This is a genomic window from Bacillus sp. AM 13(2015) (assembly GCF_001518755.1).
GTDB lineage: Bacteria > Bacillota > Bacilli > Bacillales > Bacillaceae > Bacillus > Bacillus safensis.
The window spans coordinates 38,036-61,331 of sequence record NZ_LKCP01000016.1; the positions used below are offsets into that span (position 1 = coordinate 38,036).

Genomic DNA, 23,296 nt, shown 5'->3' on the forward strand with positions numbered 1-23,296 from the left:
CACATGAGGAGTAAACCAGTTGTCATTGGTATTGCTGGCGGCTCGGGTTCAGGTAAAACGAGCGTCACCAATTCAATCTATGAAAAATTTAAAGGACATTCCATCCTCATGCTTCAGCAAGATTTATATTACAAAAATCAAAGTCATATGCCATTTGAAGAGCGCCTGCTCACGAACTATGATCATCCGCTTGCATTCGACAATGACCTGATGTTTGAGCATTTGGAACAGCTCTTAAGGTACGAATCCATTGAAAAACCAATATATGATTTTAAACTAAACACACGTTCAGAAGAGACGGTTCATGTTGAGCCGAAGGATGTCATCATCGTTGAAGGCATTTTTGCACTAGAAGACGAACGTTTGAGAGACTTAATGGATATTAAACTGTATGTCGATACAGATGCAGACCTTCGCATCATCCGCCGCATTTTACGCGATACGAAGGAAAGAGGCCGGTCGATCGATTCTGTGATTGAACAATATGTATCTGTTGTCAGACCGATGCATAATCAATTCATTGAACCGACGAAACGATACGCCGATATCATCATCCCAGAAGGCGGCCAAAACCATGTGGCGATCGACTTAATGGTGACAAAAATTCAAACGATTCTTCAAAACCGAGCAGAGTAAATGGTGGCGAAGAAAAAGACCTTTACAGTGTAAAGGTCTTTTCAGCATCATATTAATAAACAGTCACGAAAACTTGTCCTAAGATAGACGATCCTTTATAAAGAGTGATAGTGGCTTTACCAGTTGAATGAGCGGTCACTAGTCCACTAGAGCTAACAGAAGCTACACTCTGGTTATCTGTCCAATAACGTGTAGCTGCAGAATCATAGACCGAGTACCGCTCACCAACTCTTAAAGGTAAACTGTAATCTTGAATCGAAATCACATCTAAAGTTTGAAATCCAGAAGAACTGTGATTGACTGTGAAATCCGCTGTTTCTTTGGCTGAAGCCATGCCCATTAGTGAAAAAGATAAGGTAGAGATGGATAGAACAGAAACAATTGTTTTCTTCATGTTCATTTAAAACACTCCCTAGCATATATTTGGTCTTGCATTGATAGAATTCAACAAAAACCAAATATTTCCTTGTTAATATTTGTTAATGATATGTGAACATTTATGAAAGCAGCATTATCGGAAAAAATCTTGAGGGTTTGATATGATAAGAAAACAATGAAGAAAAGAAGAGTTGGAGAAATCACTACCACATAGCGAAAGAATGAAGTTGAAAAAGTATATTAAAAAAACGACAAACAAATCATCACAAATTTTCAAACAATTCTTGATCAAAACGCAATTTTGTAATAATATAGCATAGACATATCGTACACTGACCATATTATGTATTGGAAGATGGAGAATGGGTAAGCTATTCTTCTACATATGATCGAAATGGCCGAACGAGGTACAGGAGCTTCCTGTGCCTTTCCACAGTTTGTGCGATTTTAGACCGCTGCGGAGTGGTCCTGTCTAATAAAAGGCATAATAGTTGCATCTAAAAGGGACGCCATGTAAGATGGACTTTTACGAATATGGGACAGAAGGAATGAGGGCCTGAACATGTCCTCATTCTTGTATATTTCAGTCGTCACTCACGTGCAGAAATTTGTATGATGAGGATTAATAGAAGGAGTGAATGATTCATGGCACAAGAGAAAGTATTTCCAATGACAGAAGAAGGAAAGCGTAAATTAGAAGAAGAACTTGAACATTTGAAAACGGTTAAACGTAAAGAGGTTGTAGAGCGTATTAAAATCGCTAGAAGCTTTGGAGACCTCTCTGAAAACTCGGAATATGATTCTGCTAAAGAAGAGCAGGCGTTTGTAGAAGGCCGTATTACAACGCTTGATAATATGATTCGTAATGCCAAAATTATCGAAGATGAAGGAAATTCAAATGTTGTTTCACTTGGTAAAACGGTGACATTCGTTGAATTACCAGACGGCGAAGAAGAGTCTTACACCATTGTGGGAAGTGCAGAAGCTGATCCGTTTGAAGGCAAGATTTCAAACGATTCACCGATTGCAAAAAGCCTTTTAGGTAAACAAGTAGACGACAAAGTAACCGTTCAAACACCTGGCGGAGAAATGTTCGTCCAAATTGTAAAAATTTCATAATCACGTTTATCACGTAAACACCTCGTCCACAATAGGGACGAGGTGTTTTTATGCGCAAAAAAAGAAGAATTCAATGGACAGGTGCGATTATTTTTATGCTATTTCTCGGTCTTCTGATGAGACTGGCAGAAATTCAGCTGTTCTTCACAGAATCGTTTTCAAAGCTTGATATCAATTTAATACAAGAAAGTGTCAAACAGCGAACAGAAGAAGTCGTCATTTCAGACGGACGCGGTGAGTTTTTAGATCGAAACGGCCAAGCACTTCTTACAAAAGAACAGCCCGCGGTTATCTTATTTCCTTTCCTGCAATATGATCTTCCGCGCTTGCAGCAAACTGCCTCAATTCTTGAGATGGAAGAGAATGAACTCAAAAAACAGTTAACAGAAACGAAAAAACCGCTCATTTTAAAAGATGACATTTCGAAAAAAAAGCTGAAAGACATCAATGATATGAAATATTCAGGTGTGTACGGCGTATATATGAAAGAGAAGGACAAAAAAAGACTTGCCCTCCACACATTAGGTTTCACAAGCGAGAATCCAGAACTATTGAGAAAGCGTTATCCTGACAAAAAAGAGCTTTCCATTCGTACTGAAATCGGCACATTTGGGCTGGAAAGCACCTTTGACGAATTTCTATTACCCGAGCAAGACACAAAATTGTTATATCATGTGGACGGAAGGGGAAACCCTTTGTTCGGTATGGACGTCAAATATACAGCAGAAGCTCATTCCTTTTATCCACTTCAGGTACAGACAACAATAGATGAAGACATGCAGGCTGAAATGGAAAAGGTGCTCAAAGAACAAGGCGTTGAAAAAGGCGGTGCCGTTCTGCTTGACATTGAAAAAAGCAGTGTGCTGGCGATGGCGAGTACCCCAAATGTCACAAGCAAAAACCGGCACGAGGCAAGAAATTACATGCTGACAGCGATTGCACCAGGCTCTGTCTTTAAAACGGCTGTGCTTGCCGCAGCAATCGAAAAAAACCTTGACCAGCCACAAACCATGTATGACTGTCGAAAGAATTTATATGGAGAGCCTGAAGGAAAACAGGAAGTGCTAAATCTGACGGACAGTTTCTCAGAGAGCTGCAATTATACCTTTGCGACACTTGCTGAAAGGCTCATTCAAGCAGATGATCAAATCATCGAAAAGACGGCTGCAAAGCTTGGACTCTTAGATCGAGCTGGCTGGGAAGGGGATGTCTATCATAAGCAGCACTTCAAACAGTTTGATCGTGAAGAAACAGGCAGTGTGTGGGGAGATAAAAGAGACAAGCATGTCAAAAAAGCCATTGCACAAACCGCAATAGGACAAAAAAATGTCAAAACGACTCCTCTGCAAATCGCGAATATGATGGCTACGATCGCAAGAGGAGGAGAACGAAAAGAAGTGAAAATCGCAGAAAAAGTGCTGTATCAAAACGGAACAACGATGCTGTCCTTTCAAAACAAACGGCCTGAAGGGAGCAGCATAGACCGCTATACAGCTCAAAAGCTGCAAAAATTCTTAAGACAGGTGGTGACCTCTGACAAGGGAACCGGAAGAAGGTTTCAAGATTTGCCATACGATGTAGCGGGGAAATCAGGTACTGCCCAAACCGGCGGTCAAGACAAAAAGGGGAATCCGCTTTATCATAAGTGGTTTGCTGGATACTTTCCGGTAGAAAAACCAAAATACGCCCTTGTCGTTGTTCACCTTGACGAGACAAGTGGCCGGGCTAAGACAAATGATGCGTTTTATGATATTGTAAAAAAGGTCAATGAAATTGAAAAGAAACAGACATAGAACATCCCTTCATGACATGTTAGAATAGTAACGACTTAGGGAACAGAGGCAAAGGAGTGCAGAGATTTTGAGTAGAAATTCTCGATTTGAACATCGTGATAAGCGCAGAAAGGCAAATATGGTGCTTAACATATTAATTGGTATCGTTGTGGTGCTTATTTTGGTTGTCGCATCGAGTTTGTTAATTTTTAATAAGCCGAAAGATACAGATGTAGCGGATGCACCATCAAAAACGGCACCTGCAACAAGTGAAAATAAACAAAACTCAGAAGAAGATGTGAAAGATCCAAAGAAAGACACATCCGATGATTCAGATGCAAAAAAAGATGATTCATCTGATCAAGACGACGATACGAAGAAGACAGATGATGAAGAAAAACCTAATAAAGATGCGTTAAAAGACGCCAAAGAAACAGACGGCGGCAAAACAAGTGACGTCGACAAAACATACGAAAACGATGACTGGGAGCCTGTAGGAACAGAGCAATCCGGTTCACATACAGCAACCTATGATTCGAGCTCAACAGACTGGAAAGAAATGATCAAAGCGATGTCTTATGCGACAGGGATTTCAGAAGATCAAATGACCGTTCTTTGGTTAGGAAATAACGGAGGTCCTCAAGATGCAAAAGGAACCATCCGTGATAAATCAACAGGTGAACGCTACCGCGTGGAAATTACGTGGGTAGATGAAAAAGGCTGGAAACCTGTGAAGGTTGAAAAATTAAGATAAACATGAAAAAAAGATAGCAGATATGCTATCTTTTTTGTTTAAACATTCGCTTTAAAATGAACAACTGCTGTATACAAAATCCGCTCATCGATCACAGTCGTTTGATGACTGACAGAATGAACGGTCAGCAGAATCGCCTGATTATGTTCAATTTGTTTTTGGATCTTTTGTTCAAGTTCTTTTAAAGATGTTGCTTCAAAAAATTCAATTTTATCCTTTAAAAAATCCAGCTGAAAATCCATTTGATTCACCTCTCTATACTCTTCATTCATCTTAATCTCTCTCCCTCAGAAGGGCAAATATTTTTCTACCTCTCCCAGTATTTTTTAGTAGGAAAGAAACAGAAGTTGTGGTAGGATAGGAACTGTTCGACGGAATAAAACATACTATACGCATAGGAATAAAAAGATAAAGTGGAGGGAAAGAAAATGGGACGTGAATTTCTTTCTTTATTTGATCATTGGGCTGACTCTTATGACGACACGGTGAGTGGTCATGACGAGCAGTATAAAGAAGTGTTTCGCCGGTATCCGGCTATTTTAAAAGAAATTACCCGCCGTTCAGGCCAATATGTTCTTGAGTTTGGAAGCGGTACGGGGAATCTAACAGCGCTCCTGCTTGCAGCTGATAAAAACGTGTTTGGTGTTGAACCATCAGATGCTATGAAGAAAGCAGCTCTTCAAAAAGGAATACCAAATATACTTCATGATGGGGATTTTTTATCATTTCCAGCGCCGCCTTTTGAGCCGGATACGATCGTCAGCTCATATGCATTCCACCATTTAACGGATGAAGAAAAAAAACAAGCCATTCACACCTATAGCAACATCCTTCACTCAGATGGTAAAATAGTCTTTGCTGATACAATGTTTCAAAATCAAGCAGCACATCAAGCTGAAATCGACAAAGCGAGAGCTGCAGGGTTCGATCAGCTTGCAGAAGATTTAGAAACGGAATATTATCCATCCATTGATGTGCTAAAGGAAATCTTTGAAGAAGAAGGTTTTAGCACATCCTTTCATCAAATGAATGATTTTGTTTGGATCGTAGAAGCGAAGAAAAGGGAATGAAAGGATGTTTTTGTTTTGAAAATCGCAGTTATAGGTGCAATGGAAGAAGAAGTGACGATTTTAAGAGATCAACTAAAGAATGCTACACAAGAAAACATCGCTGGGTGTGAATTTACAACAGGTGTTTATGAAGATAAAGAAGTGATTTTATTAAAATCAGGGATTGGAAAAGTAAATGCAGCGGTCAGCACAACATTACTGCTTGACCGCTTTCAGCCAGATTATGTGATCAATACAGGATCTGCTGGCGGTTTCCATCACTCATTAAATGTAGGTGATATTGTCATCTCTACTGATGTGAGACATCATGATGTAGATGTGACCATCTTTGATTACGAATATGGACAAGTGCCGGGACTTCCAGCTGCTTTCATTGCGGATGAAAAGCTTGTGAAGCTTGCAGAGGAATCTGCTTTAGAGATCGATCATATTCAAGTGGCAAAAGGAACGATTGCAACAGGAGATTCATTTATGAATGATCCGGATCGTGTAGCGTTTGTAAGAGAGAAGTTTCCAGAGCTATATGCGGTGGAAATGGAAGCTGCAGCTGTTGCACAGGTCTGTCAGCTCTTTGGTACGCCATTTGTTGTCGTTCGTGCGCTATCAGATATTGCAGGGAAAGAATCCAATATCTCCTTTGATCAATTCCTTGAGCAAGCAGCGATTCACTCAACCGACCTTGTCTTGCGTATGATAAAGCAAACACAATAAAAGAAGGGGTTTCCCCCTTCTTTTCCATGCAAAGGAAGGGAATTATATGGCTGTCATAAAGGATATTACCGAATTAATTGGCCGCACACCGCTTTTAAAGCTGTCAGGGATTGGCGTCCCAGAAGGCGTTGAGGTGTATGCAAAGCTTGAGATGATGAATCCAGGTGGAAGTATTAAAGATCGTTTAGGTGATATGCTCATCAGAGAAGCATTAGCATCTGGCAAACTGCGTCCAGGCGGAACGATTATTGAAGCAACTGCTGGAAACACAGGAATTGGGCTTGCCCTAAGTGCAAGAAAGCATCAATTGCAGACCATTTTTTGTGTACCAGAACATTTTAGTCAAGAAAAACAACAGGTGATGAAGGCGCTCGGTGCAGAGATTATTCATACGCCAAGAAATGAAGGCATGAAGGGTGCGATTGATCGAGCCCTTGAACTAGAGGCAAGCCTTGACAATGCCTATTGTGTTTTACAATTTAAAAACCAAGTAAATCCATTGACTTACTACAGAACGCTCGGTCCGGAATTATGGTCCGACTTAAAAGAGAATATCGATGTATTCGTCGCAGGAGCAGGATCTGGCGGGACTTTTCAAGGTTGTGCCGCCTATTTAAAAGAGCAGCATCCGTCGTTAAAAACGGTTGTTGTGGAGCCTGAAGGGTCAATTTTAAATGGTGGGGATCCGGGCCCGCATAGAACGGAAGGAATTGGTCTTGAATTTATCCCAGATTATATGGAGCAGGCTTTATTCGATGAGATTTACACTGTCAGTGATGATGATGCGTTTCGAATGGTGAAAGAAGCAGCTGAAAAAGAAGGTGTTCTCATCGGCAGCTCTTCTGGTGCTGCTTTATTTGCCGCTTTAGAGGAAGCAAAGAAAGCAGCACCTGGGTCAGTCATTGTGACCATTTTTCCTGACAGCAGTGAGCGATATTTAAGTAAAGGAATTTATGAGGGAGGAAAATAGAATGAAACCAAAAACAATGATGATTCACAGCGGAACAACGGGTGATGAAAGAACAGGCGCCGTGTCTGTACCTATTTACCAAGTGAGCACGTATAAGCAGCCAAAAGCAGGCGAACATACGGGGTATGAATACTCCAGAACAGCAAATCCAACAAGAACCGCACTGGAAACAGTCATTCGTGATCTTGAAGGAGGAGCAAACGGCTACGCATTTGGTTCAGGAATGGCAGCCATTACGGCGGTGATGATGCTGTTTAACAGCGGGGATCATATTGTCCTGACAGATGACGTGTACGGCGGAACCTACCGCGTCATCACAAAGGTGCTAAACCGAATTGGCATTACTGCAACCTTTGTTGACACAAGTGATCCTGAAGCGGTGAAAAAAGCCATTTTACCTGAAACAAAAGCCGTTTACATTGAATCACCAACCAATCCTTTACTCAAAATGACGGATCTAAAAGCGATCGGCGAATTGACAAAGGAAGCCAACATCTTGATGATTGTCGATAATACATTTTTCACACCGTATTTCCAAAAGCCGATTGAATATGGTGCGGACATTGTTCTGCACAGTGCGACTAAATATTTAGGCGGTCATAGTGATGTTGTGGGCGGGCTTGTCGTCACAGCGACGAAAGAGCTTGGAGAAGAACTGCACTTTGTTCAAAACTCGACAGGCGGAATTCTTGGACCGCAGGATTCATGGCTTCTCATGAGAGGGATGAAAACACTTGGACTAAGAATGGAAGCACATCAACAAAATGCACAGAAAATCGCTGAGTTTTTAAAGCAACATCCAGCTGTCACACGTGTTTATTATCCAGGTCTCGGTACTCATCCTGGCCATGAACTTGCGAAAACACAAGCATCTGGCTTCGGTGGAATGATCTCTTTTGATATTGGAAAAGAAGAACATGTTGATGTATTTTTGAAACAGCTAAAGCTGTTTACGATCGCAGAAAGCCTTGGAGCTGTTGAAAGCTTAATTTCTGTCCCTGCCCGGATGACCCATGCGTCCATTCCAAAAGACCGCAGGGAGGAGCTTGGCATCACAGATGGTTTAATTCGTATTTCCGTTGGGATTGAAGATGTTGATGATTTACTACATGATATCAAGCAAGGACTAAGCGCGCTGGCGAATGGATAGATTTACATGCTCCTCGCTTTCTCTCACTATGTTAAGCTATGAATAGACATTGATAACTGGAAGGTGAAACAAGTGAAGAAAAAGTGGAGTGATTTAGTGACAGATTACAAGCAGTACGCTTTTATTTTGCTTGCTGTCAGCACCTTTTTATATATTGGTACGATCTTACCGAACCAGCACATCGAAGCATCTCCAAAAATGCTGATGATGGGAATAGATTGTGTTTTCTTATTAGCAGCTTTTGTTTGTGTTAAACGTGCGATTTTCTTTCAAAAGAAACTGCAAGAATTAGATGAAGATTAATTCGAAAGTCTCCTCATGTGCCTGAGGGGCTTTTTTCATTGTATTGGACAATCGGACAAGAATAACTGTAGAAATTTAGTCAAAAACACAAAAATCATCTATATTACTAAAAACAGGTTTACAAAATGGTGCTTGCTGGATATACTTACAAAGTAATTAAAAAAACGTAAAGGAGGCTGAAGAATATGTTATTCGTATCTACTTGTGATCAATTCAACCAACAATTTCATCATGTCATCAGCCTGTGGAAGAGTTCGTGTTCTTCCTTTGCCTTATACGGTGCACGCTTTATAACTGTTTAAGTAGTAAACGAGGATTTCACACGTATCATCCATTGCAGGTTGGAAGACAATGTCTTTTGAGCTGTATTTTTGTGTGCCCGCAGGTCAACTGATAAAGAAGATCTGCGGGCTATTTCGCGTGCTGCGAACTGAAGGGAGGTGAGCGTATATGACAATCCATTTATTTTTTATTACATTGACGATTAAACGTAAATACAAGGATATTGAGACTGTTCTTTACGAACAAGAAGTCGAAACATTTTATGAAGAAATGAAACAGAAACAACTAAAGTATATGAACTAAAACAGGAAATGAAAAAAGTGAAAAGGAGGAGATTGACATGTTTATGATGCTTGCCATGCTTGATTGTTATACGAGGGAGAAGGACCAGGTTTAGACACGCTCCACATTGATCACCTGCACATATGATAACCGTAAAAGGAGATTGTGAGGTGATCAATAAATGTCGATGTCACCCTATATGAGATTTCCGTCTGTGGGGCACGGATATGCATCTATTCCGCATTCCTTAAAGCACGGGTACGGCAATCCATACCGCATGCAAAGAGAGCAAGAGGAAATGCTCAGACGTTATATGTATCAGTACCGGACTTATTGGTATTAAAGAAAAGGAGCAGGAAACCATGACGTTTCCTGCTCCTTTTACATTAGCAAATCCAGCTTGCACCAATGATGATCAACAAAATGAACAGTACAACAAGCAATGCGAATCCGCCTGCAAAACCGCCACCGTAGCCACCGCAGTAGCCTCCAGAATAACCGCCAAAGCCCATAATCTAGCACCACCTTTATCTTATCAAGATACATTTATAAATTATGCAGCTCATGCAGAAAACGAAATCAATCTGAGCACAAATAATGAAAACGCCTATTCAGGTCAAAAAATTTTCACTTTCTGCGAAACATTTTCTGAAAAGGAGCGTCTTATAAAGGACAAATAAATTAGGACTAGGTCTTAATTTTTGTTAGATGAGAGCCGATATGAAAAGTAAGAAAATTTGTAAATAGTTATATTTACTGGTGAAAAGCAGGTGTTAACATTGATTCAAAGTTGGATTGGAAAACAAATGAGGGAACCAAAAGGCTTGTTCTCAAAATGGGTTGCCCGCTATATGGAAAAAAATCATCATAATATCAATGAATGGACGCTTCAACTCTTAAATATACAAGAAAATGACAAAATTTTAGAAATTGGGACTGGAAGAGGCATCACCTTATCAAAGGTAGCAGAAAAACTTGACCGCGGAAAAGTATATGGAGTAGATGCCTCTCGTCATATGATTAAATATGCAAAAAGAAAACATAAGAAGCTTGCGGAACAGGACAAAGCCGTTATTACGCTTGGTAAAGCTGAGCAATTACCTTTTGAAGACAGATCATTCAATAAATTATTTACGGTGCAGACGATCTATTACTTGAAGGATATTGAGCAAGTTATGAAGGAAGTATACCGCGTCCTTCAAGTGGATGGTGAAGTATTTTTATCTTTTCAAAAGCAGGAGCTGATAAAGGAACAAAAACGGTCAACATCTTTTTCATCGTACAGTGAACAAGAGATCAGCCGTCTGTTTTCAGCATATCACTTTAGAGAAGTCTCGGTTTATCACTATGATACATACATCTGTATCAAAGCTTTAAAATGATGAAAATATTTCCCAGGTAATGAACAAGCACTCAAAAAGAGGCTCTTCGTCAGAGGAGCCTCTTTGCCTACAATCGAATGTAAAAATAAATAAAGGCTCTTCATCAGAAGAGCCTTTTGTATGTAAGGTAGGCGCCAGCCAGGTGTGTAAGGAATGATAGTATATATAAGGAATTTGTTTGTCGATTAAGGATACCTGTCTGGCTTATTTCTTATATCGACACCATTCTGCAAAAGTTTAGCTTTTTTTTCAATATTTTCTTTTTTATTTCACTGGAAGACACATTTTTCTTTCTCACGTAGACATGTACCCCCTTCTTTTTCACATAACTTGCGGTTTGAAGAAGGAAATTGCTTAAGAAATAGAGAAAATTGTAGAGACTTCATTTTTAAACAAAAGGGAGGAATGAAATCATGTCGGGAAACAAAGGTGTCGTTTATAAAGGAGCAGGAAAAGTAGCAGTTGAGGATATTGGATACCCTGATTTGGTCTTAAAAGATGGCCCGGGTGTACCTAAAGCCAATGTGGGGCGCAAATGTGAGCATGGCGTCATTTTAAAAGTAGTGACGACGAATATTTGCGGAAGTGATCAACACATGGTAAGAGGGCGTACGACTGCACCTGAAGGACTTGTCCTTGGTCATGAAATTACAGGTGAAGTCGTTGAAGTTGGGCGAGATGTGGAATTTATTCAAAAAGGAGATCTCGTGTCCGTTCCGTTTAATATTGCATGCGGACGCTGCGTCATGTGTAAGGAACAAAAGACCCATGTGTGCTTAAATGTAAACCCGGACCGTCCAGGCTCTGCTTATGGATATGTAGATATGGGCGGATGGGTTGGCGGTCAATCCGAGTATGTCATGGTTCCATATGCAGATTTTCAGCTGCTCAAATTTCCAGACAAAGATCAAGCGATGGAAAAAATCCTTGATCTCACAATGCTTTCCGATATTTTCCCGACAGGTTTTCATGGTGCTTATACGGCAGGAGTAAAGCCTGGTTCGACCGTATATATTGCAGGTGCTGGTCCAGTAGGTCTTGCAGCAGCCCATTCGGCTCAGCTTCTTGGCGCATCTGCTGTGATTGTTGGAGATCTGAATGAGCAAAGACTGGAGCAGGCAAGAAGCTTCGGCTGCGAGACGATCAATTTACGAAAACATGATCGAATCGGCGAACAAATCACGAATATTTTAGGGGAGCCAGAAGTCGATTGTGCTGTCGATTGTGTCGGCTTTGAAGCTTCGGGTCATGGAGATCAGGGAGAAGCACCAGCGACCGTTTTAAATACAATTATGGATATTACCAAAGTTGGCGGCAAGCTTGGAATTCCAGGGCTTTACGTCACAGAAGATCCAGGAGCAGTGGATGCCGATGCAAAAGTCGGTTCTCTGAAAGTGCGAATTGGACTTGGCTGGGCGAAAGCTCATACCTTTGTGACAGGTCAAACCCCTGTTATGCAATATCATCGCAGTCTAATGAAATCCATTTTAAGCGGAAGAGCACAGATCGCCAAAGCCGTCAATGCGACCGTCATTGACCTTGATCAAGCCCCTAAAGGATATAGTGACTTTGATTCGGGTGTGGCGAAGAAATTTGTCATTGACCCGCACGGGATGCTTTCTCGATAATTTTTAACATGAAAGGAGCCGCTCAATAAAATGGGACGGCTCTTTATTGTGGAAAATCCAATCTATTTCAAAGGGGAGGAATCAGATGAATGCAGATCAAGCCAAAAGAAGAGTTATAGAACAATTTGGGAGAAATGCAGAAAAGTATGTGACGAGTCAAACTCATGCAAAAGGAGCAGACCTAGATCTCATTGTTGAATGGACAGCTCCAGAAGAAAGCTGGGTCGTTCTCGATATAGCAACTGGTGGCGGGCATACCGCAAAAACACTGGCCCCATATGTGAAACAAGTGTTTGCGACGGATTTAACAAAAGAAATGCTTTCTCATACATCACTTCATTTAAAAGCGTATCCACAAATTTTTTATGTAGTAGCGGATGCAGAAAGCCTTCCTTTTTTAGATGGCACATTTGATATGGTCACATGCCGAATTGCAGCACATCATTTCCCGCACCCTGAACAGTTTGCCAAAGAGGCATCTCGTGTATTAAAGTCAAATGGTCTGTTTTTCTTTATTGATAATGTTTCGCCAAATGATGAAGAGCTTTCACTATTTATCAATGAGCTGGAACGATTGAGAGACTCAAGTCATGTCTCCTGTCTATCGACAAAACAATGGGGGAAATTGTTTTTAGAAGAGGGATTAAAAGAAGTGAGATCAATGGAACGAAAAAAACGTTATCCTTTTCAGGAATGGGTCAAGCGAACAACGAAAACTTTAAAGGAAGAAGAGATCGTTACAAAATACTTGTTAGATGCTAACGAGAAAATAAAGCAATATTATAGATTAAAAATGACAGAGGATCAAATAGAATCAATAGAGGTAGATGACTGGATTGCTCTTTTCAGGAAAGGGTAAAAGTAAATCATTCAAACCAGTCATAGAAAGGAATCAAATCAAATGCTGAATTTTAAAGGAAAAACCGTCATCATCACAGGCGCAGCCAATGGAATTGGTGAAGCGGTCGCCTGCGGCTATGCAAAAGAAGGGGCGCGTGTGGTGCTTGCTGATATTGATGAAGAAAAGGGAAAGCGTTTGGAGGAGCAGCTGAGAAAAGAGTCCTATGAAGTTTATTTCTTCAAAACGGATGTGAAACAGGAGAAGGATATTCAGCGCTTAATGTCGTTTGCGGCGGAGCGCTGCAAAACGATTGATATTCTCATCAACAATGCTGGTGTCATGTTCACAGCATCGCCTTATGAGTTGACGGTCGATGAGTGGGATCATGTGCTGCATACAAACATAAGAGGGACTTTTTTATGCGCTAGAGAAGCAGCACGTTATATCAAAGAGAATCCAAACGGCGGTTCCATTGTGAATATTTCTTCTACCCGTGCGACCATGTCAGAGCCTCATACAGAAGCATATGCTGCATCAAAAGGCGGGATTTCAGCGCTTACTCATGCCTTGGCGGTTTCTTTTAGTCAGGATCACATTACGGTGAATAGCATTTCCCCTGGGTGGATTGAAACGAAGGATGAGAAAAGTCTTCGAGAAATTGACCATCATCAGCATCTTTCCAATCGAGTCGGCACGCCAAAGGATATTGTGAAAGCTTGTTTTTATTTAACAGATGAAGACAATCAATTTGTGACCGGCACAGATTTGGTTGTTGATGGTGGCATGACTAGAAAAATGATTTATGCGGATTAACATGAAAAAAACATTGACGCTTTGATCAAGCGGCAGTACAATATGTAACAATTCAGCTGAAGATCGTGATGAAAAAAAGACACAGCGCCAATAGAGAAGAGTACATCATAGCTGCCCCACACAGAGAACTCCGTGAAGCTGAGAAGGAGCTGGGGAGCATGATGGAACCAAGCCTCTTAGCTCTGCACCGGATTCTCTCGGATGGTGGTGCAGCGAATTTCTCCCGTTACAGAGAAGGGTGAATGATCACCCGCTAAGGTTCATCTGGCAACAGATGAATGAACTGAGGTGGCAACGCGGAGTAAATCCCGTCCTCAAGACAGAAATGTCTTGGGGGCGGGATTTTTTTTATGACAAATAGGGGGGGACAATGATGAAAAAACATTGGCGGGATATGAGTATTTTGCTTGGAGCCATCGGGATCGCAAACATAGGAGAATGGATTTATATGATTGCCCTCCATCTGCTTATTTTTCAAGAAACGGGCTCTGTACTTGCTGTAACAGCAGTTTATTTGCTAAGACCGGCAGCTTCTCTTTTGACCAATAGCTGGTCTGGCAGTTTGATTGACAGGCTGAATCAGCGGAATGTGATGATCAGTTTAGATATTACCCGTGCTTTGCTCATTGCATGCATCCCTTTTGCCTTATTTTCAGGACATCTGCTCATCCTGTATGTCATGGTGTTTTTCATACAGATGGCACAAGCGATGTTTCATCCAGCGTCGATGGTGTATATGACAGGACTCATCCCGGCCGATAACCGAAAACGGTTTAATGCCATTCGCTCTTTATTACAATCCGGTGGATTTTTACTTGGACCCGCAGCAGCAGGTCTACTTTTTCTCATCGGGACGCCTGTTCTTTCAATTTATGTAAATGCGTTCTGCCTTTTGATATCTGCTCTGTTAACGATGTGTTTACCGAATTTGCTCAAAACAGATGCTGGCCAAAAGGGGTTTTCCCTTTCAATGTTAAAAGAGGATGCCAAGCTTGTTCTGCGATTTAGTCTGACGTCACGCCAGATCATGGCGGTATATTTATTATTTAGTGCGGCGATATCGGTCCTTCCTACGGCCATTGACTCACTTGAAACAGCCTTTGCAAAAGAAGTATTGATGCTGACTGATACACAATATGGCCTTCTTGTTAGTGTGGCTGGAGCAGGCATCATCGCAGGGGCAAGTCTTAATTCGGTCATTGTCGAAAGGCTGTCAGTTTCGCTGATGCTTGGAGTCGGCAGTTTGTTTGTGGCGTTTGGCTATCTTATTTATGCATTTTCCAGCACAATATTTGTAGCAGCTGGTGGATTTTTTGTTTTAGCCTTCTTTTTAGCTTTTGCAAATACAGGTTTTATGACGTTCTATCAAACAAATATCCCAGTAGAGGTGATGGGAAGGATAGCCAGCTTTTATGCTCTCATTGAAGCCATTTTGACAATAGCTATGACAGGAATATTCGGCGGGCTCGCTCATGTTTTATCGATCAGAATGTCTGTCATCATTGGGTGTATATGTATGCTTCTTATCTGTCTATTGCTATGTTTTGTCATCTTTCGTCCATTGACTGTCAAAAAAATAGTGCATCCTACTTAGAAAATTAAAAAAATTATGTTATCATTATTTAAGTAAGTTAATTAAATTGATGAGAAAAGGAGTCTTACAAATGAAAGCACTACGCTGGCACGATCAAAAGGACATTCGACTAGAGGAAATTGACGAACCAACAGTTGCTCCAGGTAAAGTGAAACTGAAAGTAAAATGGTGCGGCATTTGTGGTAGTGATTTACATGAATATTTAGGCGGACCGATCTTCATTCCTGTGAATGAACCTCATCCACTTACAAAAGAAAAAGCACCAATTACATTGGGACACGAGTTCTCTGGGGAAGTTGTTGAAGTAGGAGAAGGCGTGAGCAATTACAAAGTAGGCGATCGAGTGGTTGTTGAACCTATTTTTGCAACTCACGGGCATCAAGGTGCTTATAACTTAGATGAAAACATGGGCTTTTTAGGACTTGCCGGAGGCGGCGGTGGATTCTCTGAATATGTATCAGTTGATGAAGAATTACTTCATTTATTACCAGACGAAATCTCATATGAGCAAGGCGCGCTTGTTGAGCCTTCTGCAGTTGCTTTATATGCGGTACGTTCTAGTAAAGTACAAGCTGGAGATACAGCGGCTGTGTTTGGCTGCGGACCAATTGGTTTACTTGTCATTGAAGCATTAAAAGCAGCTGGTGCTACAGATATTTATGCAGTTGAATTATCAAAAGAACGCCAAGAGAAAGCAAAAGAGCTTGGAGCGATCATTGTAGATCCTTCTCAATATGAAGATGTTGTTCAAGAAATCGCACGCCGTACAAACGGTGGCGTCGATGTTTCTTTTGAAGTGACAGGTGTACCTGTTGTATTGAAGCAAGCAATCCAATCAACTAGAATTTCAGGTGAAACCGTCATTGTAAGTATTTGGGAAAAAGGCGCAGAAATTATGCCGAATGATATTGTCATTAAAGAACGTACAGTGAAAGGAATTATCGGCTACAGAGACGTATTCCCATCTGTATTAAACTTAATGAGAAAAGGCTATTTCTCTGCAGACACACTCGTCACGAAAAAAATCAAGCTGGACGATGTGATCGAGGATGGCTTCCATGCTTTAATCAATGAAAAAGATCAAGTGAAAATTTTAGTCAGTGCTGAATAAGTAAGATAACAAAGGGAATGGCATAAGCCATTCTCTTTTTTTATGTGATCAGGTCATTTTCATAAAGAGAGCTGCGGTTGAATAGTGATAATTGAAAAGATGTTTCATGATAAGGGAGATGACATCATGTTTTATCACATCAAAGAATTGCAATATGAAGCAAAGCCCTCAAAGCCTGATCCGCTTTACGCGAAAAAGCTGCAAGAAGTATTAGGCGGTCAATATGGTGAAATCAGTGTGATGATGCAATATTTATTTCAAGGCTTTAATTGCCGGGCAGACCAAAAATATAGGGATTTATTATTTGATGTTGGGACAGAGGAAATTGGTCATGTCGAAATGCTGGCGACAATGATTGCACGTCTACTTGATAAAGCACCGGTAAAAGAACAGGAACAGGCGTATCAAAGCGATCCAGCACTTGCGGCTGTTATGGGTGGAATGAATCCGCAGCATGCAATTGTTGCCGGTTTAGGGGCGATGGCAGCGGATAGTCAAGGGTATCCGTGGAATGCCAAGTATATCATTGCAAGCGGAAATTTAATGGCGGATTTCAGAGCCAATTTAAATGCAGAATCACAGGGGAGACTTCAGGTCACAAGGCTTTATGAGATGACAGATGACCGCGGCGTCAAAGATATGCTTTCCTTCCTCATTGCTCGTGATACATATCATCAAAATATGTGGCTTGCGGCAATTAAGGAATTAGAAGAGCGGGAAGGGGATGTCGTCGTACCAACTACTTTCCCTCGTTCACTAGAAAAACAGCAAGTATCCTATGATTTGTTTAACTTTTCAAGAGGGGAAGAAAGCAAGGAAGGCAGATGGGCACATGGCCGCAGCATGGATGGAAAAGGAGAGTTCAGATATATTTCTGCACCTGTCGTATTCGGCTCAGCACCAAAGCTCAATCCCGCACCAAAAGAACTGTTTAACACACCAAAAAAGGGTGAATAAAAAAGTCGATCAGGTTTTTGTGCCTGATCGACTTTTTAACGTCCGAGAGTTCTGCCGTACACGCTGACACGTTTCTCTAATAATGCAAAAGCTAATTCAAAGACAATGCTCAACAGCCAATAGATCAAAGCAGAGACGAGATAAGTTTCTAAAAACTGATAGCCGTCATTTGCAATGATCCGGGAAATACCCATGATTTCGAGTACCCCAATTGTAAACGAAAGAGATGTCGCTTTTAATAGCTGAACGAGCTGATTGCCTAGGTTCGGTAAGGCCACAACAAATGCCTGCGGCAAAATAATGCGAAGCATCGCCTGCCTTGTGGTCATGCCTACAATTTTTGCCGCTTCCAGCTGCCCTTTGTCTACTGCCAGAAGTGCACTTCGGACCACCTCTGTTAAATGGGCGGCTGAATGCAGGCTGAAGGTAATGAGGGCAACAGCTAATGGGGAGACCATGTCCGGGTGAAAGGTCAGCCCGAATGTGCCGCTCATGCTAGTTAGAACAAAAGGAAGCCCATAAAAGAAAGCAAACAGTTGAACAATTAGAGGCGTACCTCTAAAAAAGGAGACGTAGAGCGTGACCAGCTGCCTGAGTACAGGGATGCGAAAGAGACGAATAAAAGCAAAAACAGATCCGATCACAAGACTCACAGCCATAGAAACTAGTGCAATTAATAAGGTGAAAGGAACGCCTTTTAGAATATGAGGTACTTGGTCAATCGCAAATGGAATATCAATGGTTTGCATCTAAATCGCCTCCTTAATGTGACAGGCTGGTGCGGCCTTTTACAAATTTCTTTTCAAGCAGCATGGTGACTAGTTCAATGCTCATACAAATGAGCCAGTACACAATCGCAATGATTACATACACTTCAAACATGCCGATTCCATAGTTATTTCCTAAGATGATCTTCACCTGTCCCATAATATCGATGAGCCCGATCGTAAAGGCAATCGCCGTGTCTTTCACAAGATCAATGGTGTAATTTCCGAGGTTTGGTAGGGCAATGAGAAAGGCCTGCGGGATAATGATCCTGATCAAGGCCTGTGTATCTGTCATCCCAACAATGTAGGCGGCTTCCAGTTGATCTTTTCCAACTGATGAATACGCACTGCGAAAAACTTCAGATAAATAAGCACCCGTATGTAAAGAGAACGTCATCATCACAAATAACACACGATCCCAATGGTTGATTTGAATTCCTGCCACAAGTAAAAGCTGAGGCAGTCCAAAATAAATTAAGAATAACTGAACAATTAATGGCGTACTTCGTGTAAAAGATAAATAGACAACAGCCAATTGCTTCAGCACTGGGATTTGCTTAATACGAATGCATGCAAATAAAAGCCCTATCAAGATGGCAAAAAACAATGACACTACAATAATGAGAAAAGTGAGTGGCAGGCGTTCAAGCACCTGTAAAAAGATCCGCAGCCAATCTCCAGCTGTAAACGTCATGACGCTTCCTTCCTTTCTTCATATTGATAGCCTTGCTCTGAGATGTAGTCAATATCTTGAAAGAAATCAACCCCAAACCACTTTTTCGCAAGCTTAGGCAATGTTCCATCATCAATCATCTCTTGTGTAACCCGGTCCAAATCTGCTGCAAGCTGTTTTTGACTTGGCTGTAAGACAAGATAGATCGGCTCCTTTGACACGATCCCGCCCACTTTGACCTTCAGGTTCAGATGCTTTTGAATGGTATCAAAGGTCGAAATATTCATAAAGGCCGCATCGGACCTTCCGCTTTCAACGCGCTTTAAGTTGAGTTCATTTGAAGGGCTCTCAATGGTTGTCAGCGGAATATCTGGATCATGTTCTTCATTATATTGATTTAATATGGAACGCAATCCGCCGCTAGGACTTACAGGAGCCAGCTTTTTAGATGTCATATCGTCAAGCGATTGAATATCCTGGTTTGATTCATTCACAATTAAACCTGTCATCGAATAGCCGTACGGAACCTTAGGATAAAGAAACCGCTTTTCGCGTTCAGGGTTACTGAAAAACCAATTAGCCGCCATTTCAAACTTCCCAGCGCCAACACCAATAAGATTGGATTCTTCCTCGCCAAAGATGTAATCAAAATGGATGTGCGGAAGTCTTTTTTCCACTTCATTTAAATAATCAATGTTATAGCCAATCGGTTCGTTTCGGTCATTTGTCGCTAAAAAGGGTGGATTGACCTCTGCACTCAGTGCGACTTTCACAATTTGTTTCCCATCATCTGTTGTTGTTTTTACACTGCTGCAGCCAATCAAAGAGAGGAGAAACAGAAGGACACCAGATGTCATGAATGCTGTCTTTTGCTTCATATGTCTTCCTCAGATCCTTGCCACATTCCGCGATGAATTCTGGATAAAAATTGTTTCGTTCGTTCATGCTGAGGCTTCATCAGAACATCTTCTGGTGAGCCTTTTTCAACAATTTCCCCATCTGCCATAAAGATCACCGTATCCGCTACGTCCTTTGCAAAGGAAATTTCATGCGTCACAATGACCATCGTCATCCCTTGGCTTGCAATATCCTTGATCATTTCAAGGATTTCTCCAACCATCTCTGGGTCCAGTGCGGACGTTGGTTCATCAAACAGAAGCACCGCAGGATTCATCGCAAGAGCGCGGGCAATTCCAATCCGCTGCTGCTGCCCGCCAGATAGTTCACTCGGAAATGCATCCTTTTTATGAAGCAGTCCAATCCGCGTTAAAAATTGCTCTCCAACCTTTTCTGCTTCTTTCTTAGACATGTTTTGAGACACAATCAATCCCTCTGTAATATTTTCAAGTGCCCGTTTATTTTGAAACAAGTGATAATGCTGAAATACCATGGAAGATTGCTGCCTTAGTTTTAAAAGATCTTTTTTATGATATCGTTCAAATTGAATCGTGGCTTCTCCAACAGTCAGCTTTCCTTTGTCTGGAATGTCGAGGCTGTTTAAACTGCGGAGAAGTGTTGTTTTTCCTGATCCGCTCGGTCCAATAATTGCGACCACTTCACCTTCTTGTACGGAAAAATCAATGCCTTTTAACACATGGGTCTGCCCATAAGATTTATGTAGATTAGTAGCTGAGATCATAAAAGCATCACGTTCCTTTGACAGATGTACTTAATATTGATAAAATTTAACACATTAAATCCTATAAGTAAAGTGTGTTTTATTCATTCCAATTGGAAAAATGAGATATCATAGATTGTGAGAAACAGAGGAGTTGGATACATTTTGTCTAAAGCATTATTTGTCGATACCGATTTTCAAAAAACATGGCTCAATCAGCTGGAATCTCTTCGTGAAACGATCGAACAAAACGCAAAAAAACATGATGAAGGCGCTTATTTTCCTAAAAAGAATATCGAATCATTAGTAAACATGGGATATACAACCCTGTCTCTTCCCACTGAATATGGAGGCGGAGGTCAATCTGTAACAGATATGGTTCTATTTCAAGAAACGCTTGGGAGCATGGACGGAGCAACTGCCTTATCGATCGGCTGGCACCAAGGAGTTGTAGGTGAAATTTATGAAAAGAAACTATGGAATGAGAAACAGCTGCAATTCTTTGCGGAAGAAGTGAAGAAGGGCGCCCTTGTCAACCGCGCTGTGAGTGAGGCGCAGACCGGCAGCCCAACAAGAGGCGGCAAGCCTGGAACAACAGCAATTAAATCAGGTGATCGCTGGGTGATCAATGGACGTAAAATTTTCACAACGATGTCACCAGCTCTCACATACTTTTTAGTCGGCGTATGGATTGAAGAAAAAGAAGCGATGGGATTCTTCTTAATTCACCGTGATACAGAAGGTGTTTCTATAGAAGAAACATGGGATGTTGTCGGCATGAGAGGAACAGAAAGCCATGATTTAATCTTAGATCAAGTTGTGGTCTCAGATGACATGCTTGTTGAAGTGCAAAAAGGACCTCGAGGCGGTACATTAAACCCTTGGATCGCACATATTCCTTCCTGCTATTTAGGGATTGCGCAAGCGGCAAGAGATTATGCAGTTCAGTATGCCATCACTCATTCACCGAACAGTATTAGCGGAACGATTAGTGACCTGCCAAATGTCCAAACATTGATTGGCGAAATTGATTTACTACTAAAGCAAGCACGCCACGTCATCTATTCAACGACAACATTGTATGAGCAGCCTGAGAAAAGAGAGCTGTTAATCAATGAATTCGGTGCAGTGAAGCATACAGTCGTCAATCATAGTCTGCAGGTGGTTGATAAAGCCATGCGTTTAGTCGGTGCAAAAAGTTTGAGTCTTGGCTGTCCGCTGCAGCGTTACTATCGAGATATTCGTGCTGGGCTCCATAACCCGCCAATGGATGATATGACGATTTCAAAAATCGCGAAGCAGGCCATTGAAGAGAAAAAAGAAAGCTAATATGATCAGAAAGCCGGATGAAACCGGCTTTTTTTATTTGGCAGAAAAGAGGACAAGCGTACCTTATGTCTCATCGCTCAGGCATGCTACAATCGATACAAATCATGGGAAAAGGAGCGATTTTTTTGAAGAAAAAGCATATGAAATGGTTGGTTTCTTCCATTATGCTGATGGCACTTTGTATCGGTCAGCCGTCATCAAGTGAGGGAACATCACCAGCATGGTCAGTAGATGAATTCTTGAAAGACAGGGAAGGCACATTTGTGATACAAGAAGTAAAAGAAAAATCTCCATGGGTGTATAACAAAAAAAGAGCGAATCAGCGCTTTGCCCCACAATCAACATTTAAAGTGGCAAATGCCCTCATCGGACTCCAAACCGGCGTGGTGAGAGATGAATATGACATCAAATATTGGGACGGAGTAAAAAGAGAAATTGATAACTGGAATAAGGATCATACACTGGGCTCTGGCATGAGAGATTCAGTCGTCTGGTACTATCAAGCCATGGCGCGTGACATCGGGGAAGAACGCATGAGCCATTGGGTGAAAGCCAGTCACTATGGCAATGAAGACATATCTGGCGGAATCGATCAATTTTGGCTAAGCAGTTCGTTGCGCATTTCTCCAATAGAACAAGTCCATTTCATTAAACATTTATATGAAGAAAGTCTCCCATTTGACCTATCTGTCATGAGAACGGTCAAACGAATGATGATACAAGAAGAAGAGAAACATGCCACCCTATACGGAAAAACAGGCTCCGGCTCAGGCATCGGCTGGTACGTAGGCTTCATCAAACATGAAAACAAAACCTACATCTTCGCCACAAATATCGAAGGCACCGGACTAGAAGCAAAAGAAATTACCTATCGTATTTTGAAAAAATATCATTTGATTGAAGCATCCGTTTAGGGTGCTTTTTATATGAACTTTTTTATGGTCATCTACATAACTAAGGTTTGAATAAATCAAAAAATCTGCCGAGTAAGAGTATAGATAATGACCGTTGAATAAAGAGTTGTCATATAAATTAGTGAATAGACAAACATAAATGATGCCCACTTCTCTGAATTCATTCGCTTGTAACCTAAAATACTTAAACAAATCCATATAAAACCTAGAAAAAAAGACATAAGCACAAGCCCTATGCTTAA

General features: G+C 41.2%; 27 protein-coding genes and 1 pseudogene. 20 read left to right on the plus strand and 8 right to left on the minus strand.

The features are described 5' to 3' along the window. The first annotated feature begins 3 nt into the window (after positions 1 to 3). Positions 4 to 636: a uridine kinase gene (udk, locus tag AOQ70_RS02065; protein WP_024423106.1), complete on the plus strand. Its 633-nt coding sequence runs from the start codon at positions 4 to 6 to the stop codon at positions 634 to 636. A gap of 52 nt (positions 637 to 688) precedes the next feature. On the opposite strand, the gene AOQ70_RS02070 is transcribed toward udk, so the two are convergent. After that, on the minus strand, positions 689 to 1,036 hold the full coding sequence (locus AOQ70_RS02070) for an Ig-like domain-containing protein (protein WP_059374687.1): 348 nt from the start codon (positions 1,034 to 1,036) through the stop codon (positions 689 to 691). A 623-nt stretch (positions 1,037 to 1,659) separates the two neighbouring features. Between AOQ70_RS02070 and greA the strand changes: the two genes are divergently transcribed. From greA to AOQ70_RS02085, 3 genes are all read left to right on the plus strand, one after another. Beyond that, complete coding sequence (gene greA / locus AOQ70_RS02075; RefSeq protein ID WP_047202506.1) at positions 1,660 to 2,133, plus strand: transcription elongation factor GreA; 474 nt, start codon at positions 1,660 to 1,662, stop codon at positions 2,131 to 2,133. Between the two features lie 50 nt (positions 2,134 to 2,183). After that, positions 2,184 to 3,926 carry a peptidoglycan D,D-transpeptidase FtsI family protein gene (locus AOQ70_RS02080; protein ID WP_059374688.1) on the plus strand — a complete coding sequence of 581 codons (1,743 nt, stop codon included), beginning with the start codon at positions 2,184 to 2,186 and terminating at the stop codon, positions 3,924 to 3,926. A 67-nt stretch (positions 3,927 to 3,993) separates the two neighbouring features. Beyond that, on the plus strand, positions 3,994 to 4,659 hold the full coding sequence (locus AOQ70_RS02085) for a YrrS family protein (protein WP_058839014.1): 666 nt from the start codon (positions 3,994 to 3,996) through the stop codon (positions 4,657 to 4,659). 38 nt (positions 4,660 to 4,697) lie between these two features. Here the strand turns inward: AOQ70_RS02085 and AOQ70_RS02090 are convergent, their stop codons facing one another. After that, positions 4,698 to 4,901, minus strand: a complete 204-nt coding sequence (locus AOQ70_RS02090; protein ID WP_024423103.1) for a YrzA family protein — start codon at positions 4,899 to 4,901, stop codon at positions 4,698 to 4,700. Positions 4,902 to 5,087: 186 nt separating this feature from the next. Between AOQ70_RS02090 and AOQ70_RS02095 the strand changes: the two genes are divergently transcribed. The 7 genes from AOQ70_RS02095 (at position 5,088) to AOQ70_RS19500 (ending at position 9,770) form a co-directional block, all read left to right on the plus strand. Continuing rightward, a complete protein-coding gene (locus tag AOQ70_RS02095) occupies positions 5,088 to 5,729 on the plus strand; it encodes a class I SAM-dependent DNA methyltransferase (RefSeq protein ID WP_059374690.1) in 642 nt (213 codons plus the stop codon). A 15-nt stretch (positions 5,730 to 5,744) separates the two neighbouring features. Further along, on the plus strand, positions 5,745 to 6,440 hold the full coding sequence (gene mtnN / locus AOQ70_RS02100; RefSeq protein WP_024423101.1) for a 5'-methylthioadenosine/S-adenosylhomocysteine nucleosidase: 696 nt from the start codon (positions 5,745 to 5,747) through the stop codon (positions 6,438 to 6,440). Positions 6,441 to 6,486: 46 nt separating this feature from the next. Further along, positions 6,487 to 7,410: a PLP-dependent cysteine synthase family protein gene (locus AOQ70_RS02105; RefSeq protein WP_059374692.1), complete on the plus strand. Its 924-nt coding sequence runs from the start codon at positions 6,487 to 6,489 to the stop codon at positions 7,408 to 7,410. Position 7,411: 1 nt separating this feature from the next. Continuing rightward, positions 7,412 to 8,560, plus strand: coding sequence for a bifunctional cystathionine gamma-lyase/homocysteine desulfhydrase (locus AOQ70_RS02110; RefSeq protein WP_059374695.1), 1,149 nt, complete (start codon positions 7,412 to 7,414; stop codon positions 8,558 to 8,560). A gap of 72 nt (positions 8,561 to 8,632) precedes the next feature. Further along, complete coding sequence (locus tag AOQ70_RS02115) at positions 8,633 to 8,863, plus strand: YrhC family protein (protein ID WP_034279976.1); 231 nt, start codon at positions 8,633 to 8,635, stop codon at positions 8,861 to 8,863. A gap of 450 nt (positions 8,864 to 9,313) precedes the next feature. Further along, on the plus strand, positions 9,314 to 9,448 hold the full coding sequence (locus AOQ70_RS19045; protein ID WP_064497892.1) for a YrzI family small protein: 135 nt from the start codon (positions 9,314 to 9,316) through the stop codon (positions 9,446 to 9,448). Between the two features lie 160 nt (positions 9,449 to 9,608). Beyond that, positions 9,609 to 9,770, plus strand: a complete 162-nt coding sequence (locus AOQ70_RS19500) for a hypothetical protein (protein ID WP_155267112.1) — start codon at positions 9,609 to 9,611, stop codon at positions 9,768 to 9,770. A gap of 43 nt (positions 9,771 to 9,813) precedes the next feature. Here AOQ70_RS19500 and AOQ70_RS20145 read toward each other — a convergent pair whose 3' ends face one another. Continuing rightward, positions 9,814 to 9,939 carry a YjcZ family sporulation protein gene (locus tag AOQ70_RS20145; RefSeq protein ID WP_008342643.1) on the minus strand — a complete coding sequence of 42 codons (126 nt, stop codon included), beginning with the start codon at positions 9,937 to 9,939 and terminating at the stop codon, positions 9,814 to 9,816. 267 nt (positions 9,940 to 10,206) lie between these two features. Between AOQ70_RS20145 and AOQ70_RS02120 the strand changes: the two genes are divergently transcribed. The 7 genes from AOQ70_RS02120 (at position 10,207) to AOQ70_RS02150 (ending at position 17,753) form a co-directional block, all read left to right on the plus strand. Then, positions 10,207 to 10,809: a class I SAM-dependent methyltransferase gene (locus tag AOQ70_RS02120; RefSeq protein WP_059374696.1), complete on the plus strand. Its 603-nt coding sequence runs from the start codon at positions 10,207 to 10,209 to the stop codon at positions 10,807 to 10,809. A 413-nt stretch (positions 10,810 to 11,222) separates the two neighbouring features. Continuing rightward, positions 11,223 to 12,437 carry a formaldehyde dehydrogenase, glutathione-independent gene (fdhA, locus tag AOQ70_RS02125; protein ID WP_024423097.1) on the plus strand — a complete coding sequence of 405 codons (1,215 nt, stop codon included), beginning with the start codon at positions 11,223 to 11,225 and terminating at the stop codon, positions 12,435 to 12,437. Positions 12,438 to 12,522: 85 nt separating this feature from the next. Continuing rightward, positions 12,523 to 13,296 carry a class I SAM-dependent methyltransferase gene (locus tag AOQ70_RS02130; RefSeq protein WP_059374698.1) on the plus strand — a complete coding sequence of 258 codons (774 nt, stop codon included), beginning with the start codon at positions 12,523 to 12,525 and terminating at the stop codon, positions 13,294 to 13,296. 45 nt (positions 13,297 to 13,341) lie between these two features. Further along, positions 13,342 to 14,091, plus strand: coding sequence for an SDR family NAD(P)-dependent oxidoreductase (locus tag AOQ70_RS02135; protein WP_059374707.1), 750 nt, complete (start codon positions 13,342 to 13,344; stop codon positions 14,089 to 14,091). Positions 14,092 to 14,464: 373 nt separating this feature from the next. Further along, the gene (locus AOQ70_RS02140; RefSeq protein WP_059374699.1) at positions 14,465 to 15,685 is read left to right on the plus strand and encodes an MFS transporter; all 1,221 of its coding nucleotides are present in this window, start codon (positions 14,465 to 14,467) and stop codon (positions 15,683 to 15,685) included. 70 nt (positions 15,686 to 15,755) lie between these two features. After that, the gene (locus AOQ70_RS02145; RefSeq protein WP_017358082.1) at positions 15,756 to 16,796 is read left to right on the plus strand and encodes a 2,3-butanediol dehydrogenase; all 1,041 of its coding nucleotides are present in this window, start codon (positions 15,756 to 15,758) and stop codon (positions 16,794 to 16,796) included. Between the two features lie 126 nt (positions 16,797 to 16,922). After that, complete coding sequence (locus tag AOQ70_RS02150) at positions 16,923 to 17,753, plus strand: manganese catalase family protein (RefSeq protein ID WP_058839021.1); 831 nt, start codon at positions 16,923 to 16,925, stop codon at positions 17,751 to 17,753. A 35-nt stretch (positions 17,754 to 17,788) separates the two neighbouring features. Here the strand turns inward: AOQ70_RS02150 and AOQ70_RS02155 are convergent, their stop codons facing one another. From AOQ70_RS02155 to AOQ70_RS02170, 4 genes are read right to left on the minus strand one after another with little or no spacing between them, the layout of a single operon-like run. Then, complete coding sequence (locus tag AOQ70_RS02155; protein WP_058839022.1) at positions 17,789 to 18,502, minus strand: amino acid ABC transporter permease; 714 nt, start codon at positions 18,500 to 18,502, stop codon at positions 17,789 to 17,791. Between the two features lie 13 nt (positions 18,503 to 18,515). Further along, positions 18,516 to 19,214 carry an amino acid ABC transporter permease gene (locus tag AOQ70_RS02160; RefSeq protein WP_059374700.1) on the minus strand — a complete coding sequence of 233 codons (699 nt, stop codon included), beginning with the start codon at positions 19,212 to 19,214 and terminating at the stop codon, positions 18,516 to 18,518. Further along, a complete protein-coding gene (locus AOQ70_RS02165) occupies positions 19,211 to 20,071 on the minus strand; it encodes an amino acid ABC transporter substrate-binding protein (protein ID WP_039180202.1) in 861 nt (286 codons plus the stop codon). Before AOQ70_RS02165 ends, AOQ70_RS02160 begins: the two co-directional genes overlap by 4 nt. Then, positions 20,068 to 20,832, minus strand: coding sequence for an amino acid ABC transporter ATP-binding protein (locus AOQ70_RS02170; RefSeq protein WP_059374701.1), 765 nt, complete (start codon positions 20,830 to 20,832; stop codon positions 20,068 to 20,070). Before AOQ70_RS02170 ends, AOQ70_RS02165 begins: the two co-directional genes overlap by 4 nt. 144 nt (positions 20,833 to 20,976) lie before the next feature. Between AOQ70_RS02170 and AOQ70_RS02175 the strand changes: the two genes are divergently transcribed. Together AOQ70_RS02175 and blaBPU are read left to right on the plus strand one after the other, a co-directional pair. Then, positions 20,977 to 22,140 carry an acyl-CoA dehydrogenase family protein gene (locus AOQ70_RS02175; RefSeq protein WP_059374703.1) on the plus strand — a complete coding sequence of 388 codons (1,164 nt, stop codon included), beginning with the start codon at positions 20,977 to 20,979 and terminating at the stop codon, positions 22,138 to 22,140. 104 nt (positions 22,141 to 22,244) lie between these two features. Next, on the plus strand, positions 22,245 to 23,054 hold the full coding sequence (blaBPU, locus tag AOQ70_RS02180; protein ID WP_180272429.1) for a BPU family class D beta-lactamase: 810 nt from the start codon (positions 22,245 to 22,247) through the stop codon (positions 23,052 to 23,054). A gap of 56 nt (positions 23,055 to 23,110) precedes the next feature. Here blaBPU and AOQ70_RS19865 read toward each other — a convergent pair. Then, a pseudogene (locus AOQ70_RS19865) lies at positions 23,111 to 23,296 on the minus strand (protoheme IX farnesyltransferase); the annotation flags it as partial.

Coding starts and splice junctions, on each gene's coding strand:
- udk (WP_024423106.1), top strand. CDS start 4: ATGAGGAGTAAACCAGTTGTCATTGGTATTGCTGGCGGCTCGGGTTCA.
- AOQ70_RS02070 (WP_059374687.1), bottom strand. CDS start 1,036: ATGAACATGAAGAAAACAATTGTTTCTGTTCTATCCATCTCTACCTTA.
- greA (WP_047202506.1), top strand. CDS start 1,660: ATGGCACAAGAGAAAGTATTTCCAATGACAGAAGAAGGAAAGCGTAAA.
- AOQ70_RS02080 (WP_059374688.1), top strand. CDS start 2,184: ATGCGCAAAAAAAGAAGAATTCAATGGACAGGTGCGATTATTTTTATG.
- AOQ70_RS02090 (WP_024423103.1), bottom strand. CDS start 4,901: ATGGATTTTCAGCTGGATTTTTTAAAGGATAAAATTGAATTTTTTGAA.
- AOQ70_RS02095 (WP_059374690.1), top strand. CDS start 5,088: ATGGGACGTGAATTTCTTTCTTTATTTGATCATTGGGCTGACTCTTAT.
- AOQ70_RS02105 (WP_059374692.1), top strand. CDS start 6,487: ATGGCTGTCATAAAGGATATTACCGAATTAATTGGCCGCACACCGCTT.
- AOQ70_RS02110 (WP_059374695.1), top strand. CDS start 7,412: ATGAAACCAAAAACAATGATGATTCACAGCGGAACAACGGGTGATGAA.
- AOQ70_RS19045 (WP_064497892.1), top strand. CDS start 9,314: ATGACAATCCATTTATTTTTTATTACATTGACGATTAAACGTAAATAC.
- AOQ70_RS19500 (WP_155267112.1), top strand. CDS start 9,609: ATGTCGATGTCACCCTATATGAGATTTCCGTCTGTGGGGCACGGATAT.
- AOQ70_RS20145 (WP_008342643.1), bottom strand. CDS start 9,939: ATGGGCTTTGGCGGTTATTCTGGAGGCTACTGCGGTGGCTACGGTGGC.
- fdhA (WP_024423097.1), top strand. CDS start 11,223: ATGTCGGGAAACAAAGGTGTCGTTTATAAAGGAGCAGGAAAAGTAGCA.
- AOQ70_RS02130 (WP_059374698.1), top strand. CDS start 12,523: ATGAATGCAGATCAAGCCAAAAGAAGAGTTATAGAACAATTTGGGAGA.
- AOQ70_RS02140 (WP_059374699.1), top strand. CDS start 14,465: ATGAAAAAACATTGGCGGGATATGAGTATTTTGCTTGGAGCCATCGGG.
- AOQ70_RS02145 (WP_017358082.1), top strand. CDS start 15,756: ATGAAAGCACTACGCTGGCACGATCAAAAGGACATTCGACTAGAGGAA.
- AOQ70_RS02150 (WP_058839021.1), top strand. CDS start 16,923: ATGTTTTATCACATCAAAGAATTGCAATATGAAGCAAAGCCCTCAAAG.
- AOQ70_RS02155 (WP_058839022.1), bottom strand. CDS start 18,502: ATGCAAACCATTGATATTCCATTTGCGATTGACCAAGTACCTCATATT.
- AOQ70_RS02160 (WP_059374700.1), bottom strand. CDS start 19,214: ATGACGTTTACAGCTGGAGATTGGCTGCGGATCTTTTTACAGGTGCTT.
- AOQ70_RS02165 (WP_039180202.1), bottom strand. CDS start 20,071: ATGAAGCAAAAGACAGCATTCATGACATCTGGTGTCCTTCTGTTTCTC.
- AOQ70_RS02170 (WP_059374701.1), bottom strand. CDS start 20,832: ATGATCTCAGCTACTAATCTACATAAATCTTATGGGCAGACCCATGTG.
- blaBPU (WP_180272429.1), top strand. CDS start 22,245: ATGGGAAAAGGAGCGATTTTTTTGAAGAAAAAGCATATGAAATGGTTG.